The sequence below is a fragment of the Sulfuricurvum kujiense DSM 16994 genome, from assembly GCF_000183725.1.
GTDB lineage: Bacteria > Campylobacterota > Campylobacteria > Campylobacterales > Sulfurimonadaceae > Sulfuricurvum > Sulfuricurvum kujiense.
This window is the reverse complement of record NC_014762.1, coordinates 2,352,832-2,368,301: the sequence shown is the minus strand read 5'-3', so window position 1 is coordinate 2,368,301 and position 15,470 is coordinate 2,352,832. Positions and strand designations below refer to the sequence as shown.

The window sequence follows — 15,470 nt, the reverse complement described above, 5'->3', positions numbered from 1 at the left end:
CTAAGCGATTTTAGAGGTATTTTAGAGTAAAATGCAGAAAATTTCACTCAGGGCTGGCAATGAAGGTTTCACTGACACACGTACCCCATATCGCGACGCGTATTGCTGTCGATCTCAGCCGAAGCGGCTTGGTTACTATGACCAAAGGTCTCGAGAGCACCGCAAAAGAGGCTGAAAAGGTTTTGGCCGCCAATATCAAAAAAGAGATCGCTTTGGAAGAGAAGGTCAAAGAGATCGTTAATGCCAATGAAGAGCAGATCGATTTTTATCTAGCCGATGAACGGCAACTCTTTTTTATGATCAAAAAGAAATTGGCACCGCAGTACGGCGTCGTCCTCTCGTACGAAGACCGTTATTCGGATATTGCGCATCAAATTCTTGATGAGTTGTACGAAGAAGATTTGATTAATTACGACGTGAGTGAAAACCGTATCAAAAATATTATTTACGATGCGATTACCGGCTCTATCGCCGATTCCAGCGAAATCGAAGCGGCGGTATTCCAAAAAATTAAAAGCTATAAACGAAACCTTATTCCGGGAACCGACGAATATGAAATCGTTTATGAAAAACTCTATAAAGATGAACTGCTCAGACGGGGGATGGCATAATGCGTGATGTTTGGATTTATCTCGAAAACGGTACTTACCTGAGTGCCAAAAGTTTCGGTGCCGATACAACGGCTGTCGGCGAAATTGTTTTCAATACCTCTATGAGCGGTTATCAAGAGATTATTACCGATCCTTCGTATGCGGGGCAATTCGTCACCTTCACGATGCCTGAAATCGGTAATGTCGGCGTTAATGAAGAGGACATGGAAAGCACATCAGCTCACTGTAAAGGGATCATCGTCCGACAGTATCAAAAAGAGTATTCGAATTTTCGTGCCGAAGAAGCGCTGCATACCTTTTTAGAAAAACACGGCATCATCGGTATTTGCGATATCGATACCCGTTTTATCACCAAAATGCTCCGAACTGAGGGGGCGATGATGATGATAGCTTCGACACAGGTAAGCGACAAAGAGGAGTTAAAGCAGCTTCTTGAAAAATCTCCGCGCATCGAAGAGATCAACTATATCGAAGAGGTAAGTACCAAAACGTCATATGTCCACCGCAACGGGATTTACGATCCGTTTAACTTCCGTTACAACGACGCGCCTGCTCCGAAAGCGCGTATCGCGGCAATCGATTTCGGGGTCAAACGCAATATTCTCAACGAGCTTACCGAAGCGGGATTGGAAGTGGAAGTATTGCCGAACACGTTCAATGCCGATGAGCTGATCGCACGATATGATGCCAAAGAGATTGACGGCGTATTCCTCTCCAACGGTCCGGGAGATCCGCTTGTATTGAAAAAAGAGCAAGAAGAGATTAAAAAACTGATAGAGCGCAAAATCCCGCTGTTCGGTATCTGTCTGGGGCACCAGCTCCTCAGCATCGCTCACGGCTATGATACCCACAAACTGAAATTCGGACATCACGGCGGAAATCATCCGGTTAAAAACGTAAAAACGGGAATGGTTGAAATTACCGCACAAAATCATAATTATAATGTTCCCGAATCGGTACGCGAAATCGCCGAAGTGACCCATATTAACCTTTTTGACAATACGATCGAAGGACTTCGATATAACAGCGGACACGTTTTCTCGGTTCAACACCATCCTGAATCTAGTCCGGGTCCAAAAGAGAGCCGTTACATATTTAGCGAGTTCCTTCAGCTTTTACAGCGCTAAATCCTCTACGGAGGATTAGCGATCCCCTTTTTTGACGAATAATCTATCGTAAAGTGTTACTTTTTTACCCCTCATTCTGTAAATAAACTTAAATTTATCGTTAAGTTTTCATATAGTGAAAAACATTTAATAATTTAAGATTCCCTAAATACTCGTATTGCTATCATTAGAGTGTCTAATAGCCTACTTTTGTTACAAAAGTGTTAAGGGCATCTTTGATTTCACAGGTTTGCGAAGTCAGAGGTGCCCTAATCGGCTCTTATGCTTTGAATCTTTAAGGAGGTCGTAAATGGATAATCGTCCATTGGAGTATGATTACACGGTTGCAAAGATGTTTATGCTTACAACGGTGTTACTCGGAATCGTCGGGATGCTTGTCGGCGTTATTTTAGCGTGGGAAATGGCATTTCCTGCCGTTAATACAATTGCGGGTTCAGGATTGGCAGAATATACAAACTTCAGCCGTCTACGTCCGCTGCACACCGATGCAGTAATTTTTGGATTTACCTTTAGCGGTATTTGGGCTACATGGTACTATGTTGGACAACGTGTTCTAAAAGTATCAATGGCGGAATCAAAATTCTTGATGTTCCTCGGTAAATTGCATTTTGCACTTTATCTACTAGTCGTTGTTGCAGTTGTAGGCTCATTGTTAATGGGGATTACAACATCAAAAGAGTATGCGGAATTTGAATGGCCGATCGATATCGCAGTTGTTGTGGTATGGGTTATTTGGGGTATGTCAATTTTCGGTTTGATCGGTATTCGCCGTGAAAAATCATTGTACATCTCTATCTGGTATTACATTGCTACATTCCTCGGTATCGCAATGTTGTATCTTTTCAACAACATGGAAATCCCAACCTATTTTGCGTCTGGCGGAATCGGTGCATGGTACCACTCTGTTTCAATGTACTCAGGAACCAATGATGCTCTTGTTCAATGGTGGTATGGACACAACGCGGTTGCGTTCGGATTTACTGTACCTATCGTTGCAATGATCTACTACTTCCTTCCGAAAGAATCGGGCCAAGCGGTTTATTCATATAAATTGTCTCTTCTTGCGTTCTGGGGGTTGATGTTTGTTTACCTTTGGGCTGGCGGACACCACTTGATCTATTCAACTGTACCGGATTGGATGCAAACAATGGGTTCTGTATTCTCGGTTGTATTGATCCTCCCATCATGGGGTTCTGCGATCAATATGCTTCTTACGATGAAGGGTGAATGGCAACAAGTTGCGAGCAGTCCGTTGATCAAATTCATGATCTTGGCTTCTACGTTCTACATGTTCTCAACTCTTGAAGGTCCGATCCAAGCGATTAAATCGGTTAATGCGTTGGCTCACTTTACAGACTGGATCGTCGGTCACGTACATGACGGTGTTCTCGGTTGGGTTGCGTTCATGATTATGGCAGCACTTTTCCACATGGCTCCTCGTGTATTCAAACGTGAGATTTATTCTAAATCGTTGATGAACACACAATTCTGGATCCAAACTCTTGGTGTTGTATTATATTTCACCTCTATGTGGATCGCCGGTATTACACAAGGTATGATGTGGCGTGCACACGATGAGTTCGGTAACCTTGCTTACTCATTCATCGATACGGTTGCCGTATTGCACCCTTACTTCACAATCCGTGCGGTTGGTGGTACATTGTATCTCGTAGGTATGTTCTTGTTCGCGTACAATATGTACAAAACAATGACAAGCTCTCGCCGTGTTGAAGAGAGTGAACTTCAAAACGCATCGCCTATGGGCGCATAATAAGGAGGGGAAAAATGTTTCACTGGTTAGAAAAACACCCGTTCTTTTTCGCGGTAGCGGTGTTCGTAACAATCGCGTTTGCAGGTCTTATCGAGATTTTGCCAAACTTCGCGCAAGCGTCTCAACCGGTTGTAGGGACTAAGCCTTACACGACGTTGGAACTTGCAGGTCGCCATGTTTACATCAAAAACAGCTGTAATGCATGTCACTCACAATTGATTCGTCCGTTTAAATCTGAAACTGACCGCTACGGTCACTACAGCTTGAGCGGCGAATATGCGTATGACCGTCCATTCCTTTGGGGCTCAAAACGTACCGGTCCGGATTTGATGCGTGTAGGTAACTACCGTACGACTGACTGGCATGAAAACCACATGAAAGATCCTGCAGCGGTTGTTCCAGGCTCAATTATGCCGGCTTACCCATGGATGTTCAAAAATACTGCTGATATCGATACGGCGTATGCAGAACAAGTAACGGTTAATAAAGTATTTGCAGTTCCATACAATGCAGAAATTCCAATGGCTGACGGTTCAAAAACGACCGTTGCTTTGGCAGCAACATTGGATGAAGCAAAAACTTCGGCTCTTGAAGAGGCAAAAGTTGTTGCGGCAGACATGAAGGACCAAGAAGTTAAAGATGCGGTTGCAGCGGGTCAAATCCCTGAAATCGTAGCGTTGATCGCGTATCTTAACAGCTTGAAATAAGGAAATTAGCGTGGATATTGGTACTCTTCAAGCGTATGCTTACTTCGGGTTTACGGCATTTTTGGTGGTGGTATTGTACTCGTACATTTATCACCTCTACAGTGCACAGAAAAAGGGGACACGCGATTATGAAAAGTACGGCAATATCGCGCTGAATGACGAGATCACCGATCAACCGGTCGAAGAGATCTCGAAAAACGATGAGATAAAGTAGGAGGCATAAATGAATAAGACAGTACTTGCTGCTATCATAGTTGTAATTGCAATGCTTGGCTTCACTTACGTTGCTGTCGGTGGTGCCGGCGGTATGGGTGGTGAAGGTGACTGGGTTAATAAACTCGCCGTTCTCGGTGCGGTTGTTCTAGTCATCGTTACGGCATTTGTAGTTACCAAATATGTTCGACAAATGCAATTTGACAAAGCAAGCGGTAAACTTGCGGATGAAAACTGGGATGGAATCGGGGAATATAAAAACGAGCTTCCTTTCGGATGGGCGGTTATTTTCCTCGGTTTGAATATTTGGGCAATCTGGTATTTCCTTGCGGGATATCCTGTAAACGCGTATTCACAAATCGGTGAATATAATGAAGAAGTTGCTGCGCACGATGCTAAATTTGAAGCGCAATACGCTAATATGGATGACACTGCTCTTAATGAGATGGGGCAATCCGTATTTATCGTTCAATGTGCTCCGTGTCACGGGCTTCAAGCGGACGGTATTGACGGTAAAGCAGCTAACTTGAATCACCGTTTGGATGAGAAATCAATCAAACATGTAATTCAAAACGGCTCAAATAACCAGCTTCTCGGTATGGAAATGCCGATGCCGGATCGTAACGGTCTCATGAACGCTAACACCGGTGCATTGATCACTGATGCTGAAATTGATGCGGTATCTAAGTATGTTGCCGGCGGAATGAAGGGGACAGAAGGTGCTGACGTATTTGCCGGAACATGTGCTGCTTGTCATGCTGCTGACGGTAAAGGTACCGATATGGTTGCTCCGAGTATCGTTGAGTTCAATCCTACGCTTATTGCGAATGTAATGAAACACGGTAAAAAAGGTGCGATCGGTCAAATGCCGGCATTCAATAACTTGACTGAAGTTCAGGTAAAAGCGCTTGGTGCTTATGTCACCGGCCTTAGCAAATAAGGAGAGTCATAATGGAAAATCGTAGTATTTTTGCATTGGACGGTATCACCGGTATGTTGATCGCAACCGTGTTGCTTCTCTCTATCCTCGCGGGTTTAACCGTGTGGGGATTGGGTGTTCAACAAGGTAGTGCGACTAATTTCTACCAAGTCGAAAATGAAAAAGACATCAAAATGATCAGCACCGAAAATGCTGCGCATCGTGTTGATGTTAAATAAGGGGTTTAATATGGCAAGTATCATGGATAAACTCATTACAATCACATTGGTGATTGGTGCGGCTATCACTTTGTGGGCAGTTGTAACACCGAACCACCTTTTCATCGGTTAAGGGTAGCTTTTGTTACTCTCGCGAGGGCTAGCGGCCCTCACCTTCTTATTCTCTTTGACATTCTCTCTCCATGCGGAATATTTATATAAAGATGATGTTGTTAACAACCCGAACTTTGCGGAACAGATAAATTCAATCGGTGCTGAACTAAAAGCCAAAACAGGTGTTTCACTCTATTTGGTAATGGTGCGTGATTTGGATGAAAACCAAAGTGTTGCCGATTTTGAAAAACAGTTGGTATCGGAAGTAGGCGAACCATCGGTTATTATGACGTTTGTAGAACTAAAACAGCAGATTGACATATTGGCCCGTCCCGTCTCTTTATATGAGCATTTTAACAAATCGCAGATTTTAAGTCCGAACGCAACGTTTATCGGATCGGTTGTCAGTGCAATAATGTTTGCCCGAAACTACGATGAAGCGAAAGAACTTATCACTAATCGCGGCGGAACGATTCTCCCCATTTTGGCAGAAAAGACAAAAGGGGGGGAAACGGTTCAAAAGTATTCGGTAGCGATGTTCAACGGGTACAGCGATACGGCGGATCAGATTGCGGCAGCTCACGGGGTTACCCTTAGCTCGTCTGCAGGAAACGGCAGCAAAAATTTTATCGATATCCTTCGGTTAGTTTTTTACGGTATTATTCTTTACGGTATTTCACGATACGTATACGGGCGATTTTTCCGTCGTCGCAACAAGGATGATAATGTTTAAAAATCCAGGTACAAAATGGCCGATTATAATTGCCGTATCAACTGTAATTGTCATTATGTTTGGCGTTGTTACCATTAAGATGGCTATGAATAATCCTGTAGAGATGTCCGATTACGGTATGCAGGGATATCATTCATATGATAATGACGCCAATGAGATTATCAACGCTAAAATAGCCTTTGATAAAAAGTATTCTGTTGCTTTTGTAACTCCTCAAATCAGTGAAAAAGGGACGGTAATCGTCTATAAAGTAACCGATAAAGAGGGCAACGCGATTAATGATGCTAAAATCGAAGCGGTTTTAACACGGCCGGATACGACCAAACTTGATATTAATTTGTCAAACCCTATCATCAATGAAGGGCAATACACCTTTAATGCGGTGGATCTTCCGAAACAGGGACGCTGGGATATTTTGGCAAAAGTGGCTGTAGGAGCGGATCAACGCTACTATAACATCAAAGCCGATACCCGCAATACCATTACGTCTGAGTTTTAATCACTCGTCCTCTTTCCCCTTTAGGGGAAATCTACTACAATATGTCCACATTATTTATTATCTGTTATCCATCTATGCAATAGCCAGAATATAGGAATTCCCTGAATGAATCGACAATGTATTGTTTATCCTACCGCTCGGTGCGTTCGTGAAGCGGTTGCAGAGTCTACAGAGAGCTTTCTCCCCGCAATGATGACGATGGGGGAGTTTCTCTCCCGTGCCTATGTGGCGGAGGGAAAAATCGTTCCGGACGAGGATCTGCGCCTTTTAGCGATGCACGAGGCATCCGATTTTTCAGGGTTTGCCGCGCTCAATATCGAACGTAATTTTTTCAGTTTTATCCAGAATTCTGAGTATCTGTTCCGATTTTTTGAAGAGCTCTCCTCCGAACAGGTATCGCTTACAACGCTTCAGTCGGTCGATGTCTACGGAGAGTATGAAGAGCACATTGCGATCCTTAAGCGGCTGCGTGAACGCTATGGCGAAATATGTAAGCGCGAGGGATGGGCTGATCGGATCTATACCTCGGAGCATACAACGATTCAACGTGATTTTTTACGAAATTATGAGTCGATTATGATTGTCGTTGAAGGGTATTTAAGCCGATATGAAATCGTATTGCTTCAAGAGTGTGCAAAGCATCTGGAGTTGATCCTCCACTACAACACAACCGCATACAACCGAAAAATGACGACTCGTTTGGAAGAGATGGGTTTTGAACTGGCTGAGGGGATGGAGTACCGCCTGTCGCTAAGCACTATAACTATTATTGAAAAAAAACCGCTTTGTATCAATCGCTCGGTTGAATGCGAAGTATTTCATACGCGTTTATCGCAGATCGGATTTATCAAAGCGAGTGTAGAGGGGTTTGTGGAAGAGGGGATTGCACCCGAGAAAATTGCGGTGGTACTCCCCGATGAAGATGCGGCGGCAATGCTCAGGGAGTTCGATACCGAGGGGAATTTCAACTTTGCGATGGGAGAGCCCTTTAGCAAGAGTAACATCTACAGGGAATGGGAAAGCATTACTTTATTTTTGGATGAAATGAATGTCGTGAACCGTGAACGGGTCCGCAATATCAAAAGTGAGACGATTGAGTGGTTCAAAGCCCATTATTCGAAAAAATTTCAGTTTTCGCAACTCGAAGAGATGATGATGCTATGGGAAGGGGGAGATGAATCCTCACTTGAGGTCATACGTGATGAACTTCACCGGTTCGGTCACCTTTCCCATGCGCTGGAGGTGATGGATTTTCGTGCCGTTTTTAAAATCTTTATGAACCGTCTTCGACAAAAGAGCATTGATGATGTCCGGGGCGGGAAAATCACCGTTATGGGGCTGTTGGAGACACGCGGTGTTGCATTTGAGGGGGTAGTGATCGTCGATTTTAATGAGGGGTATGTCCCGCATAAGAGTGAAAAAGATCTCTTTTTGAATACAAAAACCCGTGAGTATGCCGGGCTACCGAGCGCGCATGATCGTGAATCGCTCCAAAAACATTACTACTCCATCCTTTTTAACCGGGCGAAAAGGGTCGCTATCGGATGTGTCCAAAATGCTGAATCGGTCCCTTCGCGTTTTTTACTGCAGCTGGGGATCAAAAGTATCCCGGCTGCATACCGTTATGAAGAGGTATTGTTTCCTCCCCCTGCTTTTAATGTCCGTCAGGTCAAGAGTTTTGAGTGCGAATACGATTTTACCGCCCACCCCCTCTCAGCAAGCGGTATCAAATCGTTCCTGAGCTGTAAACGGCAGTTCTATTACCGCTATATAGAGCATATCCGCGACCACGAACTGCCGCGGGATCTGTCACAGGAGAGGGATATCGGAAACGCGCTTCACAGTGCATTGGAAAAACTCTTTATAGATGCTGCGGAGTATTCCTCAGCCGTTAAAATAAAAGAAGCGCTTCGGAACCAATGGGAAAATACCGCTGCAGACGATCCGCTGGAACGCCATATGAAGCGGCTGTGGCTTGATAAACTGGACCCTTTTTATGAGCAGGAAGCGGCTCGGTTTGCCTCGGGTGCAAAGGTTTTGTATACCGAAAAAGAGGCTAGAGCGGTCGTGGAGGGGATTACGTTAAGCGGGCGGATAGACCGGATCGATGAAGTGGTGGGGCGGTTCGAAGTGATCGACTATAAAAGCGGTAAATTTCCCGACACCGATAAAGAACCCAAAGAGAGCGATGTCGATTATCAGCTCAGTGTTTATGCCCTGCTTGCAGGAGAATTTGGTGATGTGGCGCGATGCGGCTATTACGATTTGAATAAGGGAGAGCTGAAGGTAGAGCAGTTTTTGGAAGCGAAGACAGAAAAGTTGCGGGAGATTCTCTCCGAGATGGCTTCGAAAAAAACATGGGAGTGGGAAATGTGCGAGGATTTGAGCCGATGCCGTCTTTGTCCCTACGTCTATCTCTGTCACCGGGAGGTGATGCGTGGAGTTTGAACCGTTTTTAGCGTATGAAGCGAGTGCGGGAAGCGGCAAAACCTTCAACCTGGTCGTCCGTTATTTGAGTCTGCTGTTTATGGGGGAAAATCCCTCATCCATCATTGCGTTGACCTTTACGAATAAAGCGGCGAATGAGATGCTGGAGCGGATAATTTTGACACTCGAAGAACTGCCGAAGCGGAGCGAACTTTCTCAGATCGCACGTTTGAGCGGGATCGATGAAGCGAAGATTCTAGAAGAGCGCCCCAAAGTGTTGGCCAGATTTTTACGTTCCGATATCCAGATATCGACTATTGATAAGTTTTTCGGGCGAATTTTACGCAAATTTGCCCTCAATGCCGGATTGATGCCGACGTTTAAAACGATACAGAATCAGCATGAAACGGCGCTTTTGGAGCGGTTTTTAAATGAGGTGGAAGTGTCGCATTCCGAGAAGGCGTTGGTTCACCTCTCACTGCTCAGCGATAAGCGCCTGAGCGACTTGTTCTCTCTTCTCTCTTCTCTTTATTCTAAATATAAAGAGTTGAACCTTGATGCATACAGCACGCTCAGTGTCCCAGACGATACCACAGAACAGAGTATGGGGATTGCGCAAGAACTTTCAACTCTTGTCCTCTCGAAGCCGCTCAGTGACCGTGCCCGAAAAACGATGCAAATCGAGAGTTACGAGGACCTTTTAGGAAAATCTTGGCTGCAAAAACCGACTCTGGAGTATTGGGATTTTAAAAAGAGTTATGAACCTCGGATGGATGAATTGCTTCACGAAATGCAAAGCGCCATCGCACAGCAGATGCGCCGTCGCGAAGTACTCTATTTTAAAGAGCTGTTTTCGATTTTAAAGCTTTACATCAAAAGCCGCCAAAATATGGCGGTTCAGAGCAATGAACTGAGTTTCGACGACATTACCCTCAATGTGCATACCCTGCTTCGGGAGAAACTGGAGAGCGAATTTCTCTATTTTCGTCTTGATTCGCGTCTGAAACATCTACTTCTTGATGAGTTTCAAGACACCAGCGTTATCCAGTTTGATATTCTACGACCGCTCATCGAAGAGATCCGTTCCGGCATCGGTGTAAACGAAGGGGGGAGCTTCTTTTTCGTCGGGGACGTAAAACAATCGATTTACCGCTTTCGCGGCGGGGTAAGTGCCCTTTTTCATCAGGTTGCCGAGCTGTTCGATGTCCGTGTGGAGCCGCTTAGAGTCAACTACCGCTCCCGCAGTGAGATCGTCGATTTTGTGAACGGGGCGTTTGAGGGGAAAATCAAAGGGTACATTCCACAGCAGAGTCCCCAAACCCTTTCGGGTGGATTTGTCGAAGTTCTAAGCAGTGACGAGCTTCTCGAAACGCTGAGCGAAAGGGTCGCCTTGTTGATCGGCGTAGGGGCCGCACCCGAAGAGATCGCTATATTGACGGCAACCAACAAAGACGGAAGTGCGGTAGAAGAAGTCTTGAGCGAACGGGGATATGACGTCGTAACCGAGACGACGGCGCTTCTTATCTCGCAGCGAAGCGTCCGCGCACTTATCGAGTATCTTCGTTACTGTTATTTCGGAGAATCGATTTACCGTTCTAATTGTGCCGCTTTGCTGGGAATTGAGAGTGTTGAGATTGAACGTCCAAACGTACATGAGACGGTCACGACCGCGATTGATTTCATCAGACGATATCGGATTGCCGATAAAAGTGCCTTGCTGTTTATCGAAGCACTGAGAAGCTATCGCGATATCGAAGAGGTGGTTTTTGAGATAGACCGCTTGGAAGCCTCTTCTCCCCAAAGCGATCTTAAAGGGATACGGATCATGACGGTACATAAATCCAAAGGGCTGGAGTTTGAACATGTTATCGTCCTTGATCGGCTCGGAACGCCTCGCAGCCGCAGCGATGCGATCGTCTACGAATACGAAGGGGCGCAGCTTCAGGGGATGCATTACCGGATCAAAGGGCGCGAAGCACTCGATCCGATGTATGCCAAAGCGTTAGAAGCGGAGAAGAGGGCATCCGATGAAGATCAGCTCAATGCGCTGTATGTCGCGCTGACCCGAGCCGCTTTGTCGCTGAGCGTTATTGCAAAAACCAAAAGCTCATGGTTTGATCCGCTCGAACTCACTCCGTCCGCTCGAGGGGTATTGGAGATTAAATCCTGTCATACGGAATCGACTATAGTGCCTAAAGCCCCCAATTTCAAAGCGCTCGAATTCGGTCGGCAGGAAGAGAGTGTCCGGTCGCACAAAGAAGCCACACATGATTATGCGGCAGTGCAGTTCGGCTTAGCCTTGCATTATACGCTGGAGATGATGGGCGATTTTGATTCTTCGTCGATGAAAAGTGCGCTCGAATCGTCCCGAAACCGCTACGGGGCTACGCTTCATGCGGGAGCGATGGAAGAGATTGAAAAAAGAGTCAGCCGTCTAATAGAGGATGAGGTCTTTAAACACCTGACGCAAGGGGTCCGGTACAAAGAACAGATGATTCGCCATAAAGGGAATCTCGGTGTAATCGATTTGCTCGTCGAGCAGGAAAACGGATGGGTGATCATCGATTATAAAAGCGGCCGCGAAGAGGACGAAAAACACCAAGATCAGATTGCGCGCTACCGTGAGGCGATACGCTCTTCAACCGGCCGGGATGCGCAAGGGTATCTGTGCTATCTCCTGGAGGATAGGGTTGAATGGATAAAGTGCTTATAAAAAACTTAATTTCAGCAGATTATAAGTTTATAAGGGTACAATTTCGCCACTATTTATAGAGACTTTAAAAGGAGACTCAAGATGAAATTTACTAAAATTGCTTCACCTGAGCAAATCGAGCGTAAATGGGTTTTGATCGATGCGGAAGGGAAAACATTCGGTCGTATCATGACTGATGTTGCTACTCGTCTTCGCGGTAAAGATAAACCTTATTTTACACCAAATATCGACTGTGGTGACTTCGTTGTTATCATTAACGCTGAAAAAGCGATTATCAACGGTAACGGTAAAACTGCTACTAAAACATATCACCGCCACACAGGTTACTTCGGTAACGTAAAAAGCGAAAAATTTACAGAACTTTTGGCTACTAACCCAGAAAAAGTTTTCAAACTTGCAGCTCGCGGTATGCTTCCTAAAACAAAATTGGGTCGTGCGATGTTGAAAAAACTAAAAGTCTATGCAGGTGCTGAACACCCACACTCTGCGCAGATCGCTAAGTAAGGATAAATAATGGCAAAAACGTATGCAACCGGAAGAAGAAAATCTTCGATCGCTAAAGTATGGCTTGCTCCGGGTACAGGTAAAATCACTGTAAACGGTCTTTCACTCGATGCATGGCTCGGTGGTCTTGAAGCAAAAAAATTGCGTGTTACTCAACCGCTTTCTTTGACTAAACAAGATACATCGGTTGATATCACTGCGTCAACTATGGGCGGTGGTTTCTCAGGACAATCTGATGCACTTCGCCACGGTATTTCACGTGCTCTTTGTACGTTTGATCCGTCATTCCGCGCTATCTTGAAACCGTTCGGTATGCTTACACGTGACTCACGTGTTGTTGAGCGTAAGAAACCGGGTAAACGCAAAGCGCGCCGTTCTCCACAATTCTCAAAACGTTAATCGTTCTCTTTTCCCTTTTCGGGAAAAGATTTTTCTTCTTTCTTTAATCCGCCGCTTACAGCCTTTTTATTTGCGAATCAAAAAAAATTTCAAGTACTTTCTTTTGTTCATCCGATAAAACAGCATTTTTATGCATTAAAAGGTATTCGCTTTTGGGCATCAATTCGTTATTCAGAAGCTGTTTTGCACGCTCTAATCGCTCCAATTTTACTTTAGAGTCTATGTTTTCCCAATTTGAAAAGTCGAGTGCTTTGCGTCCTTGGTTGATATTGTTGGCCATAACCCACGACATCGGAGCGACATGATGATACCAAGGATACGCTGTTTCATTTGAATGGCAATCGTAACATGAAGTTTTAAGGATGCTCATAACTTTTGGATCGGTTTTAAGCGCAATGGTCTCATCCACTTTCGGATTTGTAAAATCGGGCCTGAATAACTGTATCACAACGGCGGTACCCAGTATCCAATACGCAACTTTTTTCATTAATTTCTTTTCCTTTTATTGTTTGATTTGATAAAGCTTTTTATTGTACATGTCATCCAAAACGGTAACGAAAGCCAAAGTATCCCGTTCCAGTTCCTTATCGTGAGGAGCGTTACGGAGACGGTCGTTTTCATACGTGAAGGTAAGAGGCTCTTTATTCGGCTGGACAACGGCAACTTTGTTTTTCTCACGCAGGGCGAAGGTGTCATTAAACATCATAAGCGAGACTTCGCGTTTGGAATCACTGTAAATAGAGTGCCCCAAAACGGGATACGTGAGATCAATACCGATTAGATCGAGTGCGGTCGCTAGCACATCGGGCTGTGTGGCAAGTGCATTATACTTTTGAGGCTTCACACCATCGCTTATAATCAAAGCGGGAATATGGAACATAGTGACCGGTACCAGATCGTCACCGTAGACACGGATATTATGATCGGCAACAACGACGAAAACGGTGTCTTTGTAATAGGATTCCTTTTTGGCCAGTTCAAAGAGACGCCCGATAGCGAAATCGGCATATTTCACCGCATTTTCAACCCCATATTTGGGTTTCCCGGGGATAAAGTCTATTTTTCTCTCCGGCAATTCAAACGGGGAGTGATTCGAGGATGAAAACATGATGCTGACGAATTTTTCCCCTTTGGCCGCGTGGGCTTTAAACTTTTCATTCGCTTTGATCACAAGGTCTTCGTCGCTGACGCCCCACGTGCTGACAAAAGTAGGATGGACATAATCTTTTTGTTCGATTACTTCATCAAACCCGTTGCCCATATACCAGCCGCGCATATTGTCAAACCGTCCTTCGCCTCCGTAAATAAAGCTTGATTTATAGCCGAGCGGTTTTAATAAAGAAGCGACGGTGAAAAAATCGCTTTGGGATTTATTTCGTTTGACAACCCCCTCGCCGGCAACGGGGAGCCATCCCGAGGTCATGGCCGCAAGTCCCCGGATCGAGCGGGTTCCGTTGCTGAAGAGATTGGTAAACGCGATCCCCTCAAGGGAGAGTTTTTCCATATTCGGGGTAATCGTCGCATCGCCTCCGCTGAATCCGACAAACTGGCTTCCCATCGACTCCTGGATAAAGATGACGAGATTTTTAGGTTTTTGGGTAGGAAAATGGGTCGGCTCCAATCGGTTAAACGGAAATTCGCCCCCGGTTTTGATATTGAGCCGTTCTCCGACACGCGTATAGGCTTCGCTCAGATTCATTTTTCCGTAAGGCTTGATGATATTAGCCTCTTTCGTATAGCTGTAATAGGCATTCCCGATGCTGTAGAGGGAGTTTTTGGCGATCTCGTTAGCGAGGCGGTTGGTACTGTAGAGAGCATCCGAGATATTGGCGGGGCGATGGCCGAACGAAGATCGGATACCGAGAAACAGCACCGTGGCGACGATAGGAAAGAGCAGGAGCCGTTTCCATAGCGGAGTACGGATCGCTTCGGCAAGACGCAGCGGAGAGAAACGAAGATAGGCCCATGCCGTAAGCAGCAGCATCCCTAATGCAGCGGTAAGTTGCAGAGGGTACTCTTTGAGGATCATGGAAGTGACCTCTTTGGGATATTTGAGATATTCTATAAACAGATAGTTTGGACGAACGTCGTATTGGGCAACAAAAGGGAAAGTGGCATTTTCGACGTACAGAGCGATAAGGAGAAAAAAGAGGACGTAAGCGTTGATAAAGCGCCCGCTCAACTTTGCGAGTCCTCGGGGAGTGATCGCGAGCAGAAGAGTCGGAATAATCAGTATGATCGATGTGCTCATCGTATCGAACTTCAGTCCGTAAAGAAACGATAAAAGTGAGTGGGCAAACGTGATATCGTGTAAACGGTCAAAATAAAGAGTATAAAGGCCGAGACGTCCGAGAAAAAAAAGGGCAATGAAGAGGAGATAGATTTTGAGAAGTTCTCGAAACATTGATTGGTTATCCTGATAATGGTCCCGAATTATAGAATACGAACGGATAATAAAAAACGTTAACGTCTCATTAGGTGTTTAAAGATTATAATTCCGCATCTAATTTTATAC

General features: G+C 45.2%; 15 protein-coding genes. 13 read left to right on the top strand and 2 right to left on the bottom strand.

The window, feature by feature from the left end; all coding sequences use genetic code 11:
- The first annotated feature begins 59 nt into the window (after positions 1–59).
- From SULKU_RS11835 to rpsI, 13 genes are all read left to right on the top strand, one after another.
- Positions 60–611, top strand: coding sequence for a DUF507 family protein (locus SULKU_RS11835; protein WP_013461209.1), 552 nt, complete (start codon positions 60–62; stop codon positions 609–611).
- Positions 611–1,738: a glutamine-hydrolyzing carbamoyl-phosphate synthase small subunit gene (gene carA, locus SULKU_RS11830; protein ID WP_013461208.1), complete on the top strand. Its 1,128-nt coding sequence runs from the start codon at positions 611–613 to the stop codon at positions 1,736–1,738. The genes SULKU_RS11835 and carA overlap by 1 nt, the downstream gene beginning before the upstream one ends.
- A gap of 289 nt (positions 1,739–2,027) precedes the next feature.
- On the top strand, positions 2,028–3,509 hold the full coding sequence (gene ccoN, locus SULKU_RS11825) for a cytochrome-c oxidase, cbb3-type subunit I (protein ID WP_013461207.1): 1,482 nt from the start codon (positions 2,028–2,030) through the stop codon (positions 3,507–3,509).
- Positions 3,510–3,523: 14 nt separating this feature from the next.
- The gene (gene ccoO / locus SULKU_RS11820; RefSeq protein ID WP_013461206.1) at positions 3,524–4,216 is read left to right on the top strand and encodes a cytochrome-c oxidase, cbb3-type subunit II; all 693 of its coding nucleotides are present in this window, start codon (positions 3,524–3,526) and stop codon (positions 4,214–4,216) included.
- 10 nt (positions 4,217–4,226) lie between these two features.
- Positions 4,227–4,430: a cytochrome c oxidase, cbb3-type, CcoQ subunit gene (locus tag SULKU_RS11815; RefSeq protein WP_013461205.1), complete on the top strand. Its 204-nt coding sequence runs from the start codon at positions 4,227–4,229 to the stop codon at positions 4,428–4,430.
- A 9-nt stretch (positions 4,431–4,439) separates the two neighbouring features.
- Positions 4,440–5,369, top strand: coding sequence for a c-type cytochrome (locus tag SULKU_RS11810; protein ID WP_013461204.1), 930 nt, complete (start codon positions 4,440–4,442; stop codon positions 5,367–5,369).
- 11 nt (positions 5,370–5,380) lie between these two features.
- Positions 5,381–5,587 carry a DUF4006 family protein gene (locus tag SULKU_RS11805; RefSeq protein ID WP_013461203.1) on the top strand — a complete coding sequence of 69 codons (207 nt, stop codon included), beginning with the start codon at positions 5,381–5,383 and terminating at the stop codon, positions 5,585–5,587.
- A gap of 121 nt (positions 5,588–5,708) precedes the next feature.
- Complete coding sequence (locus SULKU_RS11800; RefSeq protein WP_013461201.1) at positions 5,709–6,413, top strand: hypothetical protein; 705 nt, start codon at positions 5,709–5,711, stop codon at positions 6,411–6,413.
- Positions 6,406–6,912, top strand: a complete 507-nt coding sequence (locus tag SULKU_RS11795; RefSeq protein WP_013461200.1) for a FixH family protein — start codon at positions 6,406–6,408, stop codon at positions 6,910–6,912. The genes SULKU_RS11800 and SULKU_RS11795 overlap by 8 nt, the downstream gene beginning before the upstream one ends.
- A 105-nt stretch (positions 6,913–7,017) precedes the next feature.
- Positions 7,018–9,360, top strand: coding sequence for a PD-(D/E)XK nuclease family protein (locus SULKU_RS11790; protein ID WP_013461199.1), 2,343 nt, complete (start codon positions 7,018–7,020; stop codon positions 9,358–9,360).
- Complete coding sequence (locus SULKU_RS11785) at positions 9,350–12,052, top strand: RecB-like helicase (RefSeq protein ID WP_013461198.1); 2,703 nt, start codon at positions 9,350–9,352, stop codon at positions 12,050–12,052. The genes SULKU_RS11790 and SULKU_RS11785 overlap by 11 nt, the downstream gene beginning before the upstream one ends.
- Positions 12,053–12,133: 81 nt before the next feature.
- Positions 12,134–12,556 (top strand): 50S ribosomal protein L13, encoded by a 423-nt coding sequence (rplM, locus tag SULKU_RS11780; RefSeq protein WP_013461197.1) that lies wholly within the window; start codon positions 12,134–12,136, stop codon positions 12,554–12,556.
- Between the two features lie 9 nt (positions 12,557–12,565).
- Positions 12,566–12,955, top strand: coding sequence for a 30S ribosomal protein S9 (gene rpsI, locus SULKU_RS11775; protein ID WP_013461196.1), 390 nt, complete (start codon positions 12,566–12,568; stop codon positions 12,953–12,955).
- Between the two features lie 55 nt (positions 12,956–13,010).
- Here rpsI and SULKU_RS11770 read toward each other — a convergent pair whose 3' ends face one another.
- Together SULKU_RS11770 and SULKU_RS11765 are read right to left on the bottom strand one after the other, a co-directional pair.
- Entirely contained in the window at positions 13,011–13,442 is a 432-nt protein-coding gene (locus SULKU_RS11770; RefSeq protein ID WP_013461195.1) for a heme-binding domain-containing protein, read from the bottom strand.
- A gap of 15 nt (positions 13,443–13,457) precedes the next feature.
- Complete coding sequence (locus SULKU_RS11765) at positions 13,458–15,359, bottom strand: LTA synthase family protein (RefSeq protein ID WP_013461194.1); 1,902 nt, start codon at positions 15,357–15,359, stop codon at positions 13,458–13,460.
- Positions 15,360–15,470: the final 111 nt, after the last annotated feature.